Below are 20,088 nucleotides of genomic sequence, written 5' to 3'. Positions count from 1 at the left end.
AATGGGGACACCCGGAAGCGCCCCCACAAGCTTTGACACAAACACTGCTGCTTTAAACCTGAACCGCTAACTTTGCTTCTGTAGCTGTCAACCGTTCATAGGCAGCACGCATCTTCAAACCTGTAAGCACTTGGAAGAAACCAGTACCATTGTTGGAACCTGGATACTCACGGTGCTGGAGTAACAAGTGAGTCAATTCACCCTGATATTTTGTGGATGTATTGCTGAGATGGGTTTCGATGTAAATTACTTCTTCCAAGTTATCAAATTGACCATCTACTTCTAGTACTGAGACATAGCGTCCGTAGTAAACATCAGATCCGTAGTATAGTTGCATACCAGGATAAGAACAGGTCAATTTGCGTCCACAGGGAGTCCAATTAATTGTTGACCCTTCATCAAATAGGTAGGTTGGATCAAAGCCTTCCTTACCTTCCCTCTGGAGCATACGTACCCTTAAGACTCTACGCTCCGTATCGTTTTTGATCAAGTTCGTGGGTAATACCTGGAGAACCACATCGGCAAATTCTCTTTGTGGTTCGATAAACTTTTCAAAGTCAGGTTTGCGGGAATTGATTTGTGCTAAAACATCTTCGTAGCGATGACCGCGTTCAGCCATATCTCGCTGGATTTTCCAGGCAATTTTGACCTCATCGCTAATGTCAAAATAAACACTGAAGTCGATTAGCGATCGCACCCGCTCATCATATAAAGGATGCAGCCCTTCAACAACTATAATGTGATTCGGCTCTACCCGCTCTGGCGGGTCAATCAAGCCAGTTTCATGGTTGTAAATCGGCTTATCAATCGCTTGACCACTTTTGAGCGTTTTAATTTGCTCATACATCAGATCAAAATTGTTCGCCCTGGGGTCTAGTGCCGTTATCCCGGTTTCTTTGCGCTGTTTGCGATCCAGGGAGTGATAATCATCTAAACAGATGACTGTCATTAAGTCTTCACCAAACAAATCTATCAAACGACGCAAAAACGTAGATTTACCGCACCCAGAGTCTCCGGCTACTCCAATCAGTACCACGCGTTCAGGCTTACTTGTCATAAATCTCCTCTAAAATACTAAAGTTGTGTCAATATTTTTTCACACAGCAGATTCTGAAGCTAGGAGTTTACCCCTTTGGTTTATCCTGCGTTCTTGCTACCTAGCACATCTATAAGACACCAAGCGGGTAGGCAACAAAGTAATTAAGTTGCTACTCGTCGGACTAGCCTGAATGTTGGTGCCGGTAAGTATTTAATCCTAGTGGTATATTTGATTTTAACAGAAGGGGGTATCCCATACAAGATTGCTGTCAAGAAGAATTAGCGTGGATCATCAATCATTTTTTTGTTGATTTAGTTGTTAATTTAAAAATGGGGATCAACACCGCTCATGAGTGTTGCACTTTTCTCATTCTGCTACTTGTGACTCTATATAATCAAGTCTATAAGGTATAATTTGCTGTTGTAGCGAATTTTTTGACTTTCCTAAATTGTAATTCCCGTTCGACAATGCTTAAGATATTCAAAGCAAAAATCTATCCAAGGAATGAGCCAACAACTTGCATTGGTCAAATTATTCGCTGTAAATTTATGGATATGCTCAAATAGAAGCGTTGGCGTTATGGCAAAGCACTGAATAAAGGTTGACAGATTTTTCACATCAAGTGAAACTAATTACATCTGCTTAAATTACGATTCTCTCTGTCGTTATGTTTGTAGCTGAATTTGTCCCAGTTATGTAATTTTGAAAGACAAGCCACAAATATGGCTAACAATATTTTCGGAGGGCAGTAGATTTTGAGAAACAAAATCAATCGGCAGAAAACTTTCCGGGATTGATATTCTCTAATTTAATACATTGAAGTAGACAAGCAAAATGGCAATTTTTAGAGGTAAACTGAGCGGTAGCTTCCACCAATCAAAGTAGTCCTCCAATCAATATCTGCTACCGTCAGTTGCTTGTTGGGTAGTAAGGCAAAAAGCTATATCCCTGTTCTGGGTGGTAGTTAACAAAAAAAAGATTAAATTGACTCATTATTAACATTCTCCCAATAACTTATCCTTTACCTTAGAAGGTGAACAGGTGTGTTTTTTGCTGTGCCTGCATGTCTTTGGTGAGTGTACTTAGCAAGGCATTAATTTAATGATGCCTTTTTCTCAGAGAGCCAGTTTTGTGAAACGAAAATCCGGTAAACTAAAGCTGGCATGGGATGAGAATAGTTTTTTTTTGAAAAACGGTTAAGTAAATTATCGGAGTGGTAGAACGAATGTACAATCAAGGTGCTGTTGAGGGTGCTGCCAACACAGAATTAGGTAGCCGCATCTTCCTTTATGAAGTGGTGGGTTTGCGTCAGAGCGAAGAAACTGATCAAACTAACTACCCAATTCGGAAAAGTGGCAGTGTGTTCATCAGAGTGCCTTACAACCGCATGAATCAAGAAATGCGACGTATCACTCGTCTAGGCGGCACAATTGTTAGCATCCACCCTGCAACTGCGCTACAGCCAGTTAATGGTAAAGCCTCATTTGAAAATGCTACAAGCGAAGTCAGCGAGTTAGCGACATCTGGGGAAACTGCTGACAGTGAAGGGAATGGTAAAGCCACACCTGTAAAAGCTGATAGTGAAGTCAAAGGCTTCGCTAAAACACCAGCTGAAGAACAGCTCAAGAACAAGGACAAGAAAGGCAACACCATGACTCAAGCGAAAGCCAAAAAAGACCACGGTGACGTTCCTGTTAACACTTACCGGCCCAATGCTCCGTTTATTGGTAAGGTAGTATCTAATGAACCACTAGTCAAAGAAGGTGGTATTGGTATTGTTCAACACCTCAAATTTGACATTTCCGCAGGTGATTTGAAATATATAGAAGGTCAAAGTATTGGGATTATTCCCCCAGGATTAGACAAGAACGGCAAGCCGGAAAAACTTAGACTCTATTCCATCGCTTCAACTCGTCATGGCGATGATGTGGATGATAAGACAGTATCACTGTGCGTCCGCCAGTTGGAGTACAAGCACCCAGAAACAGGCGAAACAGTGTATGGTGTTTGCTCTACCCACCTGTGTTTCCTCAAGCCAGGGGAAGAGGTAAAAATTACGGGGCCTGTGGGTAAGGAAATGTTGTTACCCAATGATCCTGATGCTAATGTCATCATGATGGCAACCGGAACAGGTATTGCTCCCATGCGAGCTTATCTGTGGCGTCAGTTTAAAGATGCAGAAAGAGCAGCCAACCCAGATTACCAATTTAAAGGATTCTCTTGGCTAATATTTGGTGTGCCGACAACTCCAAACCTTTTATATAAGGAAGAACTGGAAGAAATTCAACAAAAATATCCTGAGAACTTCCGCCTCACTCCTGCCATCAGTCGGGAACAAAAAAATCCCCAAGGCGGTAGAATGTATATCCAAGACCGCGTAGCAGAACATGCTGATGAATTGTGGCAATTGATTAAAAATGAAAAAACCCACACCTACATCTGCGGTTTGCGAGGTATGGAAGAAGGTATTGATGCAGCCTTAACAACTGCTGCTGCGAAAGAAGGCGTAACCTGGAGTGATTACCAGAAGCAACTCAAGAAAGCTCATCGCTGGCACGTAGAAACCTATTAAGTTAGTCATTAGTCATTGGCCATTAGTCATTAGTTTTAGACAAAGGACGAAGGACAAAGGACAAATGACAAAGGAAGCAGGATAATCAGTAGGTAGGGCAAACGCTCTACCTACAATTGTTTTGTTATGAATATTGTAAATAGCTGAAGCAAGAGTTCTCAGTTCTGAAGAGTAGAGTACTAAATAATACTTGTTACTACTCAGCACTCAGCACTCAGCACGGGCTAAACGCCCCGCTACCGCTAACAGCACTAAAAAATAAATTGGGTGCAAAATTTGTGGGTGTGAAACTAGGAATACTGGGATTAGGCACCGTGGGAACGGGAACAGTGCAGTTGTTGCAAGATAGCGCTGGGCGTCACCCATTGTTGCAAGAGATAGAAATTTATCGGGTGGGAGTGCGATCGCTCGATAAACCCCGTGCAGTAGAATTGTCTACGGAAGTCTTAACTACAGATTTAGATTCTATTGTCAACGACCCGGCGGTAGATATAGTTGTCGAGGTGATGGGCGGACTAGAGCCGGCGCGATCGCTAATTCTCAAAGCTTTAAGTAATGGTAAGCATGTAGTCACCGCCAATAAAGCAGCGATCGCCCGCTTTGGGGCGGAAATTTTCACAACTGCCAATCAAGCAGGCGTATACGTCATGCTAGAAGCCGCTGTGGGTGGTGGGATTCCGGTGATTCAACCCTTAAAGCAGTCTTTAAGTGTTAACCGCATTCACACTGTAACGGGCATCGTTAACGGTACAACGAACTACATCCTGACGCGGATGCAAACAGAAGGTAGCAACTTCAGCGATGTTTTAGCTGACGCGCAACGTTTGGGTTATGCTGAGGCTGACCCTACAGCTGATGTTGATGGCTTAGACGCAGGTGATAAGATTGCGATCCTCGCATCATTAGGCTTTGGTGGACGCATCAACTTACAAGATGTTTATACTGAGGGGATTCGGCAAGTGAGCAAAACAGATATTGCTTACGCCGAAAAATTGGGATTTGTGATTAAATTGTTAGCGATCGCTAAACGTGATACTCCCTCATCTCCCCTTTCCGTCAGAGTTCATCCTACCCTAGTGCCCAAAGCCCATCCTTTGGCTAGCATCAACGGCGTTTACAATGCCATTCTTGTGGAAGGAGAACCCATCGGCCAGGTAATGTTTTTTGGTCCCGGTGCTGGTGCTGGTGCAACCGCCAGTGCTGTCACATCAGATATTTTGAATTTAGTTGCTGTCCTCAAAACCAATACAGAAGTTGCAAATCCCTTATTAACTTGTGGACATCAGGAATATTGCCAAATTGCGCCGATGGCAGAATTGATAACTCGGTTTTACGCGCGTTTCCTCACCAATGACCAACCTGGAGTTATCGGTAAATTGGGGACTTGCTTTGGCAATTATGGCGTTAGCTTAGAGTCAATTGTCCAAACTGGCTTTCAAGGAGAACTTGCAGAGATTGTGGTTGTTACCCATGATGTGCGGGAAGGGAATTTTAGGCAAGCTTTGGCAGAAATTCGGGATTTGTCAGCGATCGAAAGCATTCCTAGCTTACTGCGTGTACTTTGAGATTAGTCGGGAGTGAAGCTCGTCAACTTGCTTTGCTCCAATTTTTAATTACCCCAAAGGATTCTTAGCTGCGAGTAAAACTTGGTTAAGTACGCAAGCTAAACTAAAAAATAAACTTCACCCCAGCGCGAGGCTAGACCTATGACCTCTGCAACCGATCCATCCACCGCCCTCACTCCTTTCCCCGATCATACGCAGCTACCAGAGTCTAATGGTACTTTCGTGAAAAATTGGCAAGAGCATCCCCAAAGCATCTTACTCACTGATTCGATAACACCTGTCCTCAAACAATTACATCCTGAAGGTGAATATTGTATAGGTCAGGACTTAGGTATTTACTGGCGGTTGACAGATCCGCCAGAACGAGGCGCAGAAGCACCAGATTGGTTTTATGTCGGTAATGTACCGCCTTTGCTCGATGGACAAACGCGGAGGTCTTATGTATTGTGGCGAGAATTTATTGCCCCCTTAATTGCCTTGGAATTTGTTTCTGGGGATGGTAGTGAAGAACGAGATAAAACCCCTTGGCAGGGCAAATTTTGGATTTATGAGCAAGTAATTCATCCGGCTTTTTATGGCATTTATGAAGTGAATAAAGCCAGTGTAGAAGTTTATGAATTAATTGGTGGACAATATCAGTTATTAGCAGCAAATGAACGCGGACATTATCCGATTACCCGCTTGGGAGTTGAGTTAGGTATTTGGCAAGGAGTTTATCAAAACGCCGAATTGCCCTGGTTGCGTTGGTGGGATTTGCAGGGTAATTTGTTGTTGACTGGTGATGAAAGAGCCGATCGCTTGACTGCTCAATTGCGATCGCTCGGAGTGGAACCAGAAGCCTAATATTTTTGGACTTTGGGTTAAAAGTGCGTAGAGAGGTAGCGGCTTGTGTTCAGGAATCGGCAGCTAAACTACCTTAAAATTGCAAATAGAAGCAACTACAAATCACTCTGAAATATGGCTCAAATCTTAGTTGAAAATTTAGATCCTGTGATTCTAGAAAAGCTAGAAACTATTGCCAAACAACATGGTAGGTCTTTGCAAGAGGAACTAAAGCAGATCCTAGAGCAAGCAGCTGAAAAAGCGACACACTATCACACTGGCGGTGACATAGAAAAAGTCAAAGAAGCTGTAGCACGCGCTCAAGTCACATATACAGGAAAAATTTTCAGTGATAGTACTGAACTCATCCGCGAGGACAGAGAACGGTGAGTCAGTATGTTTTAGATGCTAGCATTGCGATAAAGTGGTTCATCCCTGAAGTCTACTCTCATGCAGCTAGACGTTTACTAGCAAGTAACCATACTTTCTTAGTTCCAGATTTTTTTTTCCCAGAAGTAGGAAACGTTTTGTGGAAACGAGTACGTCGCGGTGAAGACACTGCTGAAAATGCAAGACAAACATTAGCAGATTTAAATATAGTTCCTGTAGAAGTTTACTTATCTCAACCATTAATGCCACTTGCTTTAGATATTGCTATTCAGACAGATCGCGCAGTATATGACAGTTTATATTTAGCCCTTGCTATTACTCAACAATGCCAGATGGTAACAGCAGACGAAAAATTTTACAATGCTCTTAAAACCAGTAGCTACGCAAATAATCTTCTGTGGGTGGAAAATATTTAGATAGCGATCGCTCGGCGTTGAACCAGAAGCCTAGATTTTTAGCTGATTGGTATGAGAAAAACCCCCATTGATTTATACCGTATGGGAAATGCGACTTCTTCGAGAATAGATAACATTCGTTCAAAAGACATTGAAACTTACGAAGAAGATGGTGATATTTGGGTTATTGCAGGTTCAGGCGGGATTTCAACGTTTGCAGTTCAGGGGGTTGGAAAGAATTGGTGGAAGTTGGATAGGGGAAGTAATATTCCCAACGAACTCCGCTTGGTGAATGATTACGGCAATCATTGGCTGTGGGAACCAAGCTACACTATGCGAATGGAAGACTACAAGACTGCATTAGGGTTAGTTGGTGAGGCATTTTACAAAGTCAATTAAGGGAGTTGTTAAACGTGAATTTTTCTCCTAAAGCAATTCGATTTATTGTTGAGGCGCTAGAATATCGAATTGAAGCTTATCAAAAGCAATTAGAGACAGAGAATTTAAATGATGATGAGGTTTCAGATGTCACCAATGACATGATGTTTTTGGAATCTTTGTCGCAAGAATTAAAGAAGGAACTCTCAACAATTGCGCCATCTGTTTTTTAACTTAATTAATGGGCGAAATTGCGATCGCTTGGCGTTTAACCAGAATTCCTAATCTGCAAGCGAGATAAAGGCGCACCGAGCTTCGCAAAAATTAAATAAGAGTTCGATATTGCAATCAAGCGAGAAGCGCAATATTGAATTCGGGCGGTCGTTTATTGAATTCGGGCGGTTGTTTATTGAATTCGGGCAGTCGTTTATTGAATTCGGGCGGTTGTTTATTGAATTCGGGCGGTTGTTTATTGAATTCGGGCAGTCGTTTATTGAATTCGGGCGATCGTTTATTGAATTTAGATCATCAGTAAATTAACTTAAGTCCCATAATGAATTTTGTATTAAATATTTTAAACAATACTGAATATTTCGGGTGCTAATCACCCCGATTTTGTTTATCCTAATGGTGTAAAGACAAGGATATAAGCCAGTTTTTATCCTAGTGCATGATTAACAAAAGGAAAGTTATTTATGTCACGTCCAAAACGTGGGTCTAAAGTACTTGATAGGGCACAGCGTCGGATTGCGGCTTTGAAATCGATTAGTTCCACCTTAGATTTAGGTAATGGAGTCACTATTGACACCTTTGCCGCCGCCATCAAAAAAACACAGGATAAGTTGGAAGTTTATAACTCCAGCCTCTCCACCGTGGATCTAACTCAGGGAGCTTTAGAATTAGCCGAAAAGTCGCTGATGGAACTAACAGAACATGTCTTAGTCAGCGTAGCTGCAAAGTATGGCAAGAATAGCGATGAGTACAAAATGGCAGGGGGCGTTCGTCGCAGCGAACGCAAGCGTCCAGTGCGGAAGCCTAAGCAAGAGGTTGTTATTTGATCAAAGACAATACATTTGGGTTTTTTTGACACTCTCCCGAATTCAAATCGGGAGATTCTTGGTTAGGTGGCAGCTTTATAAAACCCTGAATTTGAGAGAAAATTTAAGAATCGTAATCAGAGTAAATTTAAATGCACGTTATTAGTCAATACAGTTCAGATAAGCCCAAAACACTTGTAGAGACGGCGATTCATCGCGTCTTCAAAGACAAATTATCTACACCAGTAACCTTAACTGAACCGTATTGCGTTATTAGTCGCAGAATTCTACGAGAATTTTGTGAGGCACATACAGATGCAAGGGAAGCACTTTATGATTGGTAGAGGATAGCAACTAAAGCTGAATGGGAAAATGACCCGTACTTTTAATCCAGAATCTTATGGTAAATTGCTAGCCGAGTATCAGCCAAAAATCATTACCACGGATGCAGAAAACGAACAAGCGATCGCACTCGCATTAACCTTAGAACATCGTCCCAATCGTACACCAGAAGAAGCATTTTGGTATGAGGTTACAGGTGCTTAGACGCCCAGTGGCTTGTCTTTTAGACATCGCTTCTCTACTCGATACAACAGCTACAAAATCTTTTGCCAGTTAGCTTCAAATGATAAAGCTATGAGCCTGCATTAAAAATTCTATGTCTTAACCATCCCATACCCAAGCCTAGACCAGAAGTGCCTGCCAAAATTGGAAAATTATGAAGCAATTCTCGTAATTTCATTTCAGCATCACTTTAGCTAGAACCACAGCCACAGCAAGAGGCCAACCCAAAACCATACCCACGACTACAGCCAAAGCTACAACTACAGCCCCATTTACAATCTTATTCCAATGCCAAACGACGGCTACAAGTGCAACCCAAACCCATAACGGAGGGATATATCCGAATAATAAGTAGACTATTAGGATAAAGGCTAAGATAGAGGCGACTAAAGCGCAGGCTCTCAATATGTACCCCACTAATACACTAACAAACCTAATAGCTTTTTTTAGTTTGTTTTGAAGACGAAAAACTTTTTTACTATAAACTGATTTAACAAGGGGTAGAAGTTTCACTTTTCGTGCTTCTAGCATTGCCAACCATTTCTGCATCGACTGAGGGCGGTCTTTTGCCTCCAGCGCCATACCCTTGAGAATTGCTTTATTTAATTGATCGCTGATGCTTGGATTAATTTGTTTAGGTGATTTAAGGGAAGCATTATCGAGCTTGCGAGCCAGCGAAGTTGTAGGTCTTTGACCTGTCACCGCATAATAGAGTGTAGCAGCTAGACAGTAAACATCAACTGTTGGTTTTCGACTGCCTCTGACCTTCTGCTCATAGGGCGCAAAGGCTTCATGACCATCCTTGTTAGTTGAACTAATAGTTGAGGGAACTACTTGTTTGGCGATTCCAAAGTCAATTAAAACTGCTTTGCCATTTTTCCGCACCATGATGTTTCCAGGATGGGCATCTCTATGTACTAAACCTGCTTGATGCACGACGCTCAAAGCTTCCCCGATCTGGCGGATGCAGGGTAGAATCTCCGCTTCTGGTAAAGCCCCCTTAAGCTTCACCGCCTCAAACAAATTTTCTCCCTCAACAAAGTCCATCACTAAACAGTGGGTAGCACCTTCCTCAAACAAATCAATCACTCCCACAATGTGAGGATGAGGGTCTTCTGATAAGCGTGCGAGTGTCCGCCCTTCTTGGATAAATCTCTCTATGTACTTTTCATATTCCGGATCGTGACTGAGATATTCATTAGGTGTCTTAATTACAACTGTCTGGTTGAGTTCAACATGCAAAGCCTTATAAGTAATCCCGAATCCCCCCCGTCCCAGGACTGTCTCAATTACATATTTGCCACCTTGCAATTGTTGTCCTGCTATCCAGGGCATGAATACCTCTAAGTAAAAAATTACTCTAATGCCAGCATTTTAATGAAAGTTTAGCTAATTCTACGGTGTTTTGCTAGTTGATGGACTGGGAGAGAGTGACGGTGGACTAGAAGACGGAGAGGGTTTAAAAATAGGAATCCAGCCAGCCATAGCTCCGATACCTCCAAGTAGACCTCCAAAAGCAGCGATCGCAGCTATAACATGTGTCCAATTGATTGGGTTGGGCTGAGGGGGTACAATTGAAGCAGGCTGAGGAGTTTCCCCAGTTAACCCCAGAGAGTCGAGCCATTCTCGCATTGATTGAGGGCGCTCTTTAGGATCTAGTTTCATCCCTGTTAGAATTGCGCGGTTGGTGCGATCGCTAATCTGAGGATTAAAGTCTTTTGGAGACACCAAATGTTCACCGTTCAGTTTGCGTTTTATTGCATCGACAGGTGTTTTTCCCGTCAGAAGTTTATAGAGCGTAGCTGCCAGTGAATAAATATCGCTATACGCATGAGTTATAGTACCTTTAGCGTAAAGTTCAGGGGGTGTAAATCCATCAAACACTTCCTTGGTTCCGTTTGTGGTTAAGATATGGTCAAAATCTAGAGCTAGACCAAAATCGATTAACACCGCTTCTGACAGACCCTCTCGGTTCCGCAACAAGATATTTCCCGGATGCACATCCCGATGAATTAGTCCATTCTTATGTACAACTATCAGTGCTTCCCCAATTTGCTGAATGTAACATAGTGCGTCAGGTTCCGAAAGTTTTGGTGGACGGAGGTCAGCCAAACTCACTCCATCCACATACTCCATTACCAGATACGGATAATCTCCTTCTTTAAACGGTGTTCTGAACTGCACAATATGCTGATGCTGACATCGGGTGAGATTTACCGCCTCCTGCCAAAACATAGTCTCTAATCGAGCGCGTTCGGGCTGGCTAAGGGATTGGAGCAGATTATCATTTAAGGTTTTAATGACTAAGCGATCGCTATTCCTGTTTCTTGCCAAATAAGTAATACCAAACCGTCCCCTTCCCAATTCCTTTTCAATAGTATATTTGCCACCTTGCAATTGATCACCTGCTGCCCAAGCCATCCTTGCAACTCCTAAAATCTTTGTATTAATTTTCACATAAAAAAGCCTGAAGAACTGGAGCCTAGCTTGACAGAAACAGCGCCATGTTTCAGAACAAGCCGCTCCGCATCTACGCTTGCTAAACTAAAAAACAACCCTTACATTCTGCAAAGGTAGTCTTATGACCTCTGCAACCGATCCATCCACCACCCTCACCCCGTTCCCAGACCATACACAGCTTCCTGAGTCTGATGGTACATTCGTGAAAAACTTTCAGGAACATCCCCAAAGCATTCTCCTAACAGACTCGATTAAACCGATATTGCAAAAACGTCATCCTGATGGGCAATACTGTATTGGTCAAAATAGCGGTATTTACTGGCGCATCACTGACCTCCCAGAAAAAGGTGCAGAAGCTCCAGACTGGTTTTATGTAGGGAATGTACCACCTACTTTGGATGGGCAAACGCTCAGGTCTTATGTATTATGGCGAGAGTTTATTGCCCCATTAATTGCATTGGAATTTGTTTCTGGGGATGGTAGTCAGGAGCGAGATAAAACTCCGTGGAAGGGGAAATTTTGGATTTATGAACAGGTGATTCGTCCTCCCTTCTACGGCATTTATGAAGTGAATAAAGCCAGTGTAGAAGTTTATGAATTAATTGGTGGACAATATCAGTTATTGACAGCAAATGAACGCGGGCATTATCCCATACATCCTTTAGGAGTTGAGTTAGGAATTTGGCAGGGACAATATCATAATATGGAATTACCTTGGCTACGCTGGTGGGATTTGCAAGGTAATTTGTTGTTGACTAGTGAGGAAAGAGCCGATCGCTTGACTGCTCAATTGCGATCGCTTGGTGTTGAACCAGAAGTCTAATATTTTGGGATTGTAGCATACACACAAAAATCACTATATGAGCCACACAATTGATTGCAAGGCTCATATAGCAGAGGTTTTAGTTATTTCATTTTTTCAAAACTACATGGAAAGAATTTAAATACCCAGTAATGGTTTTAGCTAATGTCTTCTGCTGTTTTTTTGTAGTTATTGCCATTACTTGATATAATCTCCCTTCGGCAACATACATTCTACTTTTAGTGATTTTCCCTCCAGAATTGATGTACTCAATTTCTTTGCCAGGATGATTATTGGAACTACGAATGTTTCGTTGACTAATTAAATTACTTTTCGTAGTCTTTAAAGCCATATCCCGTGCATTATTAAGTACAGCTTGGGGGTCAGCCATTTCACCATAACTATAAGGAAAATCATTGTAAGCAACTATGTATGCTACTTGCTGTTTTGGTGGTTCAGCAACAAATATTTCTAAGTTAATTTCCCCCATATAAGTTTTTTGGGATTGGGTATTTCTGTTGGGGCTTCCCGGCATCAAAATACTAAAGCGTCCATCTGGAGGGGTGTATAACTTCCATTGTGGCTGCACAGGTTTAGTGACGGTTGCTTTGACAACAGCCACCGGGGGTTTGGGTTGACGCGCTTCCACGAGAATAGAACCACCACAGACAAAGGTGGCGGCGATTAATGGCAACAGACTTTTAATTGTCATATTTTTTGCCTTTTGAGATGCTGATCTCACTGATGATGCCAGCTGTTATAACCTAGCAGCACATAAAGCAGCACCTATTAGCCCCACTTGCGGGTTGAGAATAATATACACGGGTATCTCTTCAAGGAGGCGGCGCATCCTGCCTTTTTGAGTGAAGTTTAATAAGAAACCGCTGTTTTCAATTAACGGTAGGATTTTGGGTGCAATTCCACCAGCGATGTATAAGCCACCATAAGGTAAGAGTTTCAGGGCAAGGTTGCCGGCTTCTGCACCATAAGCGTCTATAAATAATTGCAAGGTTTGTTCACAGAGGCGATCGCGTTTTTGTAGTGCAGCCGTACCAATAGCAGCACCAGGATCGACACTTTTCTCTTCCTGTCCCGCTTCTTGTTCCCAAGTTCTGACGACTTGGGCGATATCTGGAGATTCAGCGGCAAATTTGCGATCGCGCAGAAATTGGTAAATTGCCACAATCCCCATTCCAGAAACCACGCGTTCCACAGAAATGCGCTGGATATCATGTTTACCCAGCAGGTATTTCAACAGTTGAAACTCAATCTCGTTCCGAGGGGCAAAGTCAGCGTGTCCACCTTCTGAGGGAAAGACTTGATAGTAGTTTCCCTGTTTAATTAAAAATCCTTGTCCTAAGCCAGTACCAGCACCAATAATTCCAATCGGGGCTTCTGGTTGAGATTTGCCAACTTGCAACGTCAGTAAGTCTTGTTTTTGTAAACCTAAAATGCCATAGCCAACGGCGGCGAAGTCGTTAATCAAAGAAATGTGCGGGATACCCAATTCTTGTTGTAGACGTTCTGTATCCAGGAACCAGACTAAATTGGTCAGTTTGGCAGTATTTTTGACAATGGGCCCTGCGATCGCAAAACAGGCCTTTTCTGGTGTGGGTGTATTAGCTTTGACCAAAAACTGCTGCACTATGGGCACTAAATCGGGAAAATCAGCACTGTGGTAACTTTCCTGATAAATAGTATGTAAAACTGGTGAATCTGATGTTTCAACCAATCGCAGAATAGTTTTCGTACCGCCGATGTCTCCTGCTAGTAACAATGTCATAGAACTTATTCGCGGATTAATTACTTTATTTGTAGGATATACCCAACCTAGCAGAAGCTATGAACACAAATCCCTATTAGAGGTTTAAGCAAATCGAATAACTTCTTCTATGTGGGTTAAATGGGAAGTATCTCCCGTGAGTTCTAATAACCATTCTGGTTCCTGGCGTACCACTTTTACCAAGGAACATAAAGAAGCTTTAACTTCTGTTTTGGCAATTTCCCCCACTAGTCCCATTGCTCCGCCCAACACAGATGCGCCATGTGCCACTAGCAGGATATCCTGTGGGAAGAACTCAGTAGCTAAACATCTGGCAGTTTGCCCAGAACGTTCTCGGACTTTTTCGTGAGTTTCAGGATATTTGGCGGCGATGCGCGATGTATAGCTAGTGTCAATTCTGGGGAATAATTTTGCTAAGGCTGGAGTTGAGAGTCTTTCGGGTTCTTCCGTCATCCAAACTGGGTTTAGCCATTCACTCAAACCTGTTTCGAGTTTGATCGGCAATTTGAGCATTTCTGCAACTGCGTTTGCTGTTTGTACGGTTCGCAGGAAAGGAGAAGCGAAAATATGACCAATATTTTCTTTTTTCAAACGTTGAGCTAATTGCTGTGCCTGAACCATACCATCATCAGACAATGGCGGATCATAGCGTCGTTCAGCGGTGAGAAACCAATCGGGGTTTACGAAATCGAGGCGGTTAGCGTGTCTTGCTATCCAGACTATTTGACTCATAAGTTTAATTATTCCAATGAATAGAATTCGCCGCTAAACAAATATATAGATATCTGCAAGGAGGGCTGCAAATATTAATATATGACAAAAATCGTAATATTATTTAATAATACTAATGATTAGGAAAAGTTATCAGTATAAATTAGCTAAGATTGTGTAATGAACTCAAATATAAGTACCAAATTGGGACGGTTCAAACCAAACTCCACGCTCAATAACTGATAGTAGATGGCTGACGGTAATTGTTTTGAGTGTGCCGTGACTTTTGCGATAGTAACATTCAAAAAGTAGAGAAAATAAATGTGGTTCTTCATGGAAGTAATGGTAAAAAACAAACCCCTGCCAATCTATGCAAAACTGTTCAGCAATTTTACAAAATAGTGCATCAACATCATCACCATCTATTTTGAGGTCTTCCCGAAGCCGTGTATTAAGAGTCATATCTTTTGTTTGCACACCCAGTTCATTAGAAAGGATTGCTGTAAGTTGATTAAATCTATATGTAAATGACATAAGCTTTTTAGGTGATAAACTCCAGTATTAACAATCCTATCAACAAAAAAATTGTTATCAGGGAATACTGTTTAAGTGTCTATAGTCTAGTACCAAGATAGGGTTATTGTAGCCATTCCTTTAGTTTTTCCAAAGCTAGATATAAATTTATGCAATTGATTACAACTTCAACCATCCAAATAGTTGCTTTACAGTTAATTGAAAGCCGTTAACTAAATCGGGAACTGGTAATATTTCTTGTTCTTCTTGTAAAATTTCTGGTTGCTGCTTTGGTGGATAAACTAAAACAGAATGCTCATCTGGATCAATAAGCCAACCGAAGCGACTACCATGTTTTAAACAATGTAGAATATTTCCAGTTACTTTAGTCTGGCTTTGATCAGGCGAAAGAATCTCAATTGTCCAGTCTGGACATGTCTTAAAGACATTTGCCACTTTTCCACGCTCGTCTAATAAAATCCGTTCCCAAGCAAACACAGCTATATCAGGGACAATTGAACGTCCGCCAAAAGTACATCGCAATTCTGGAAATGCAAGGGCAATTTTTTGAGGTTTGGTTACAGAATTGATATTACTGACTAGTTCACCCTGAAGAATACTATGTTTTCCCTGTGGCATTGGCTTTTGAATAATTTGACCGTTGATGTATTCTAAGCTAGGCTTTGTTTCTGGTAGTTTTAAAAACTCTTCCAAAGTTAGAGGCTTAGTTGGTGATTTTACCATCTGCTTGTACTTCCTAAGTTTTCATATACAACAATAAATCATATATCGTTTAAAATTTTAACTGGGTAAGCACGAATTGCATCATCGACAGTCACAATAGTAAGGTCATGCTGCAAAGCTTGACAAATTAGCATTCGGTCAAACGGATCGCGATGGATATTAGGAAGCTTGCTAAGTTGTACAACACTATCCTCTGTTAAAGGAAGACTAGTAATCAAATGCCTCTCACGCTGTATCGGCAGATAAATCTCAGGTGATTGAGGTAAAGGTAATTTGCCTAATTGATACTTAACAGTTGCTTACCAAATAGAAATTATACTTAGATATACATCATTATCCGTATTACGAATAATCTCTATAAACCTATTTGACAAACGGTTATCGCTACTAATAAACCAGAGGAAAATATGGGTATCTAGTAGGGGTTTGATTTACCCTCAAACTCACTTATAATATTCTCTGGCAGTGGTTCATCAAAATCATCGGGTACAAGAAACTCTCCTGCACAGAGTCCGAATGGTCTAGAGAGATCAGATACTTTTACCGTCGGTTTAATTTCAGCAATTGGCTTTCCACCACGTATAATTATAAGAGTTTCTCCAGCTTCAACGCGCTGAAGGTAGCCTAATAAGTCACGTTTTATTTCATCGACACTAATCCAGTTCATAAGAATCTTATTGGATTATTACTCTACTATAATCATCACCCTACCCTAAATAAGCTTTTTTAACTCGCTCATCACTAATTAATTCTGATGCTGCACCTGTTAAAGTTATAGAACCAGCTTCTAGAACGTAACCGCGATCGGCAATTTGTAGCGCCAGATTAGCGTTTTGTTCAACTAACAAAATAGTCACGCCTGTAGCCCGGAGATTTTCAATAATAGAGAAGATTTCCCGGACGATCGCAGGTGCTAAACCTAAGCTAGGCTCGTCTAAAAGTAAGAGTTGTGGTCTACTCATGACAGCACGTGCGATCGCTAACATTTGTTGTTCACCACCGCTGAGGGTTCCTGCTAGTTGATTGCGTCTTTGTGACAAGCGGGGAAATAGCTCAAATTGGCGCTGAATATCTGCTTTTATCTCAGCTTGATTGGAGCGAATATAAGCACCCAAAAGTAAGTTATCAAATACTGTTTGCCGCGTTAATACTCTGCGTCCTTCAGGACAATGGGCGATACCAAGTTGTACAACTTCGTGAGTTTGGCGGCGGGTAATATTATGTCCATTATAGATAATTACGCCACTCTTAGGATTAACTACTTTAGATATGGCGCGGAGCGTAGTAGTTTTACCAGCACCATTAGCACCAACTAAAGTAACTACCTCGCCTTTTTGAATAATTAAATTAATCTTTTTCAGAGCTTGGATGCCGCCATAATTAACATCAAGTTCTTGAATTTCTAAAATTGTATGGTTTGGACTACTATCAGATTTCATCAGCGGTTTATATCCAGAAATGTTGATTCAAAACCTAGTATACATAAATGTTGAATTATCGGATTTTTTTAACATTCAACACTTTTGCTAAAGAAGATATTGTATTAGGATTTTATGTTCCTTATAAACGCGAATTTACTGATTTTGTTGTTGGATAATTAGCAGGAAATAAGCAATAGTAAACTTTGCCCTAATGATCCACTATCCGGTAAACTCAGAAATGCTGCGTTATTCCTCATCATGTCCGATTCCCAAACTGTTAGTGCTGCTGTTGCCAAACTCTACAATACCTACCCCTTTCCGCCCGAAGCCCTGTTGGATGAACCACCTCCAGGTTACAACTGGCGCTGGAATTGGCTAGCCGCTCATAACTTCTGCACAGGTCAAAAACCCCAAAGGCAGGATATTCGGATTTTAGATGCAGGTTGCGGTACTGGTGTGGGTACAGAGTACCTGGTTCACCTCAATCCTCAAGCTTCTGTGGTGGGAATTGACCTCAGTACAGGCGCTTTAGCTGTAGCAACAGAGCGTTGTCAGCGTTCAGGGGCTAACCGCGTTGAATTTCATCACCTCAGTTTGTTTGACGTGGAACAGTTACCAGGTGAGTTTGATTTAATTAACTGTGTTGGCGTTTTGCATCATACTCCCGATCCCATTCGCGGTATTCAAGCTTTGGCGAAGAAGTTAGCCCCAGGCGGGTTGATGCACATTTTTGTGTATGGGGAATTGGGGCGCTGGGAAATTCAACTCATGCAAAAAGCGATCGCACTTATTCAAGGTGACAAAAAAGGCGACTACCGCGATGGTGTCCAAGTCGGGCGAAAAATATTTGCTTCCTTACCAGAAAATAACCGAATTGTCAAATATGATAAACAACGTTGGTCATTAGAAAACAACAAGGATGAATACTTTGCTGATATGTACGTTCATCCCCAAGAAATTGACTACAACATTGAGACGCTGTTTGAATTAATTGATGCTTCGGGATTGGAATTTATTGGTTTCTCAAATCCGAGTTTCTGGGATTTAGAAAGACTTTTGGGTAAAGCACCAGAGTTAGTGGAACGGGCAAAAGAATTGAGCGATCGCCAGCTTTACCGCCTGATAGAATTATTAGACCCAGAAGTAACTCATTACGAGTTTTTCCTCGGTCGTCCTCCCTTAATCAAAGCTGACTGGTCAGACGATAACGCCCTACTAAGAGCGATTCCCGAACTTAATCCTTGCATTGAGGGATTTCCCAGTCAATGTTTCTTTAATTACGATTACCAGATTGTTAACTTATCTGTAGCAGAGTTTGAGTTTATGCAAAAGTGTGACAAAAATTCCACAATTGCAGAAATTTTGGCAGGTATAGAACTGGGATTAGATGGGGTAAGAACGCTCCTGCAACAGCAGCTAATTTTGTTGACACCTGCTTAGGAACTTCCAAGTAAAAAAAATCCAATTATTGATTGTGGGATGGCCGTTTCGACTATCCCACAAAAGATATTTATCAAGAAAAGCAGTTATTGCTGGAGGAAAACTGCCCTGGAGCTTCAGTAAAGCAATGCTTCTGGCAGACTACGCCAATGCACTAAGAACAAGGGTTTTAGTCCCCCATTTTCGTGTCAGCTTTGCACTGCGTAGGAGAGTTCAGGGCTGCCAAATCATCCGGGGTCGAATAATGAATGCGCCTTCTGCCTCCTGCCGACGCTCGCGGACTCGCTAACGCTGCGCTATCCTGCCTCCTGCCTCCTTCAAGCCACAACAGCCGAACTTGCTACCTTCTCTTGTCTTTGGGAAGGCGGACGCATTTCCAAACCAAGTAAATTCAGCATTTCTCGGTCAGTATCGTAATCTGGACAAGGAGTTGTTACCGTCAACATCTTATTGTCGTCACTGGAAAAGATAGAATTAGCTCCTGCCATAAAGCAGAAAGCTTGCTCAACTTGAGAAAGTCTCGCCCTACCGGCACTAAGACGCACATCGGAAGTTGGCATTAAAATCCTGGCTGTGGCAATCATCCGCACAATATCCCAAATGGGGACATCAGGCTGATTTTCTAAGGGTGTGCCTGGTACTTGTGAAAGAATATTAATTGGTACGGACTCTGGATGGGGATGTAAATTTGCCAGAGTTTGTAACATTCCAACACGGTCATCGACAGTTTCGCCTAAGCCCAGGATGCCGCCGGAACAGACAGTGACGTTTGTCTGACGGACATTCTCAATTGTGTTCAAGCGATCGCCATATGTCCTTGTGGTAATAATTGTGCTGTAATATTCCTGCGAGGTATCTAAGTTATGGTTGTAGGCGTAAAGTCCCGCTTCTTCCAATTTTTTGGCCTGATTTGCCGTCAACATACCTAGAGTGCAGCACACTTCTAAACCCATTGCGGTTACATCCTTGACCATATCCAGGACTTCCTCAAATTGTGAGTTATCCCGCACTTCTCGCCAAGCAGCACCCATGCAGATGCGACTAACACCAGTTTCTTTAGCTTTCTGGGCGATGTTAACCACCGTTTCTTTTTCGAGGAGTGCTTGCGCCTTTACCTCTGTTTTATAGCGGGAAGATTGGGCACAGTAGCTACAATCTTCTGGACAACCTCCCGTTTTAATCGATATGAGCTTACAAACTTGTATTTTTGTTGGGTCATGATATTGGCGATGCACGCTAGCAGCTTGATAAACAAGCTCTAGCAATGGCGTGTTGTATATCGCCCGAATCTCTAATTCCTGCCAATCGTAGCGTATTCCCACCACATCACTATCCTTCTTGTAAACTGGGTTAATCAAGAGCTGTCTTTTGCTTGAATTTCCTGCGGTACAGCGTTTGGGCAAAGCGATTTTATCGAAGTTATGCCCCGCACCGTGCTTTGTCACCTATTGG

General features: G+C 42.1%; 24 protein-coding genes. 12 read left to right on the top strand and 12 right to left on the bottom strand.

The window, feature by feature from the left end; translation table 11 throughout:
* Positions 1-52 precede the first annotated feature (52 nt).
* Entirely contained in the window at positions 53-1,057 is a 1,005-nt protein-coding gene (locus A4S05_RS19930; protein ID WP_012409283.1) for a phosphoribulokinase, read from the bottom strand.
* Between the two features lie 1,207 nt (positions 1,058-2,264).
* Between A4S05_RS19930 and petH the strand changes: the two genes are divergently transcribed.
* From petH to A4S05_RS19885, 10 genes are all read left to right on the top strand, one after another.
* Positions 2,265-3,611: a ferredoxin--NADP reductase gene (petH, locus tag A4S05_RS19925; RefSeq protein ID WP_069071536.1), complete on the top strand. Its 1,347-nt coding sequence runs from the start codon at positions 2,265-2,267 to the stop codon at positions 3,609-3,611.
* Positions 3,612-3,889: 278 nt separating this feature from the next.
* A complete protein-coding gene (locus A4S05_RS19920) occupies positions 3,890-5,176 on the top strand; it encodes a homoserine dehydrogenase (RefSeq protein ID WP_069071535.1) in 1,287 nt (428 codons plus the stop codon).
* A 141-nt stretch (positions 5,177-5,317) separates the two neighbouring features.
* Positions 5,318-6,019, top strand: a complete 702-nt coding sequence (locus A4S05_RS19915; RefSeq protein ID WP_069071534.1) for a Uma2 family endonuclease — start codon at positions 5,318-5,320, stop codon at positions 6,017-6,019.
* 114 nt (positions 6,020-6,133) lie between these two features.
* Entirely contained in the window at positions 6,134-6,388 is a 255-nt protein-coding gene (locus A4S05_RS19910) for a FitA-like ribbon-helix-helix domain-containing protein (protein WP_069071533.1), read from the top strand.
* Positions 6,385-6,804: a type II toxin-antitoxin system VapC family toxin gene (locus A4S05_RS19905; RefSeq protein WP_069071532.1), complete on the top strand. Its 420-nt coding sequence runs from the start codon at positions 6,385-6,387 to the stop codon at positions 6,802-6,804. The genes A4S05_RS19910 and A4S05_RS19905 overlap by 4 nt, the downstream gene beginning before the upstream one ends.
* 51 nt (positions 6,805-6,855) lie before the next feature.
* Positions 6,856-7,182 carry a Tse2 family ADP-ribosyltransferase toxin gene (locus A4S05_RS19900; protein WP_069071531.1) on the top strand — a complete coding sequence of 109 codons (327 nt, stop codon included), beginning with the start codon at positions 6,856-6,858 and terminating at the stop codon, positions 7,180-7,182.
* A 14-nt stretch (positions 7,183-7,196) separates the two neighbouring features.
* Entirely contained in the window at positions 7,197-7,394 is a 198-nt protein-coding gene (locus tag A4S05_RS19895; RefSeq protein WP_069071530.1) for a hypothetical protein, read from the top strand.
* Between the two features lie 462 nt (positions 7,395-7,856).
* Complete coding sequence (locus A4S05_RS19890) at positions 7,857-8,219, top strand: hypothetical protein (protein WP_069071529.1); 363 nt, start codon at positions 7,857-7,859, stop codon at positions 8,217-8,219.
* Positions 8,220-8,350: 131 nt separating this feature from the next.
* On the top strand, positions 8,351-8,542 hold the full coding sequence (locus A4S05_RS39100; protein WP_084227170.1) for a type II toxin-antitoxin system HigB family toxin: 192 nt from the start codon (positions 8,351-8,353) through the stop codon (positions 8,540-8,542).
* A 28-nt stretch (positions 8,543-8,570) separates the two neighbouring features.
* The gene (locus A4S05_RS19885; RefSeq protein WP_256091050.1) at positions 8,571-8,744 is read left to right on the top strand and encodes a hypothetical protein; all 174 of its coding nucleotides are present in this window, start codon (positions 8,571-8,573) and stop codon (positions 8,742-8,744) included.
* A 192-nt stretch (positions 8,745-8,936) separates the two neighbouring features.
* Here A4S05_RS19885 and A4S05_RS19880 read toward each other — a convergent pair whose 3' ends face one another.
* Both A4S05_RS19880 and A4S05_RS19875 read right to left on the bottom strand, forming a co-directional pair.
* Positions 8,937-10,097 carry a serine/threonine protein kinase gene (locus tag A4S05_RS19880; protein WP_141699759.1) on the bottom strand — a complete coding sequence of 387 codons (1,161 nt, stop codon included), beginning with the start codon at positions 10,095-10,097 and terminating at the stop codon, positions 8,937-8,939.
* Positions 10,098-10,157: 60 nt separating this feature from the next.
* Positions 10,158-11,183 carry a serine/threonine protein kinase gene (locus A4S05_RS19875; protein ID WP_069071528.1) on the bottom strand — a complete coding sequence of 342 codons (1,026 nt, stop codon included), beginning with the start codon at positions 11,181-11,183 and terminating at the stop codon, positions 10,158-10,160.
* A gap of 160 nt (positions 11,184-11,343) precedes the next feature.
* Between A4S05_RS19875 and A4S05_RS19870 the strand changes: the two genes are divergently transcribed.
* On the top strand, positions 11,344-12,045 hold the full coding sequence (locus A4S05_RS19870; protein ID WP_069071527.1) for a Uma2 family endonuclease: 702 nt from the start codon (positions 11,344-11,346) through the stop codon (positions 12,043-12,045).
* Between the two features lie 88 nt (positions 12,046-12,133).
* Here the strand turns inward: A4S05_RS19870 and A4S05_RS19865 are convergent, their stop codons facing one another.
* The 8 genes from A4S05_RS19865 to A4S05_RS19835 form a co-directional block, all read right to left on the bottom strand.
* Entirely contained in the window at positions 12,134-12,736 is a 603-nt protein-coding gene (locus tag A4S05_RS19865; RefSeq protein ID WP_069071526.1) for a hypothetical protein, read from the bottom strand.
* A 45-nt stretch (positions 12,737-12,781) separates the two neighbouring features.
* Positions 12,782-13,807 (bottom strand): glucokinase, encoded by a 1,026-nt coding sequence (locus A4S05_RS19860; protein ID WP_069071525.1) that lies wholly within the window; start codon positions 13,805-13,807, stop codon positions 12,782-12,784.
* 84 nt (positions 13,808-13,891) lie between these two features.
* Positions 13,892-14,539, bottom strand: a complete 648-nt coding sequence (locus A4S05_RS19855; protein WP_069071524.1) for a histidine phosphatase family protein — start codon at positions 14,537-14,539, stop codon at positions 13,892-13,894.
* Positions 14,540-14,704: 165 nt separating this feature from the next.
* Positions 14,705-15,052 carry a DUF1493 family protein gene (locus A4S05_RS19850; protein ID WP_069071523.1) on the bottom strand — a complete coding sequence of 116 codons (348 nt, stop codon included), beginning with the start codon at positions 15,050-15,052 and terminating at the stop codon, positions 14,705-14,707.
* Between the two features lie 159 nt (positions 15,053-15,211).
* Positions 15,212-15,775 carry a Uma2 family endonuclease gene (locus A4S05_RS19845; protein WP_069071522.1) on the bottom strand — a complete coding sequence of 188 codons (564 nt, stop codon included), beginning with the start codon at positions 15,773-15,775 and terminating at the stop codon, positions 15,212-15,214.
* 38 nt (positions 15,776-15,813) lie between these two features.
* Entirely contained in the window at positions 15,814-15,993 is a 180-nt protein-coding gene (locus tag A4S05_RS43430; RefSeq protein ID WP_256091047.1) for a type II toxin-antitoxin system VapC family toxin, read from the bottom strand.
* 197 nt (positions 15,994-16,190) lie between these two features.
* Complete coding sequence (locus A4S05_RS19840) at positions 16,191-16,442, bottom strand: type II toxin-antitoxin system Phd/YefM family antitoxin (RefSeq protein ID WP_069071521.1); 252 nt, start codon at positions 16,440-16,442, stop codon at positions 16,191-16,193.
* 40 nt (positions 16,443-16,482) lie between these two features.
* Entirely contained in the window at positions 16,483-17,214 is a 732-nt protein-coding gene (locus tag A4S05_RS19835; RefSeq protein WP_069071520.1) for an ABC transporter ATP-binding protein, read from the bottom strand.
* 240 nt (positions 17,215-17,454) lie between these two features.
* On the opposite strand from A4S05_RS19835, the gene A4S05_RS19830 reads away from it, so the two are divergent.
* Positions 17,455-18,636, top strand: coding sequence for a class I SAM-dependent methyltransferase (locus A4S05_RS19830; RefSeq protein WP_069071519.1), 1,182 nt, complete (start codon positions 17,455-17,457; stop codon positions 18,634-18,636).
* A 317-nt stretch (positions 18,637-18,953) separates the two neighbouring features.
* On the opposite strand, the gene bioB is transcribed toward A4S05_RS19830, so the two are convergent.
* Positions 18,954-19,961, bottom strand: a complete 1,008-nt coding sequence (gene bioB, locus A4S05_RS19825) for a biotin synthase BioB (RefSeq protein ID WP_069071575.1) — start codon at positions 19,959-19,961, stop codon at positions 18,954-18,956.
* Positions 19,962-20,088: the final 127 nt, after the last annotated feature.

The sequence above is a fragment of the Nostoc sp. KVJ20 genome (assembly GCF_001712795.1).
Classification (GTDB): Bacteria; Cyanobacteriota; Cyanobacteriia; order Cyanobacteriales; family Nostocaceae; genus Nostoc.
The sequence above is the reverse complement of the archived record's forward strand: the minus strand, read 5'-3'. Positions and strand labels throughout refer to the sequence as shown.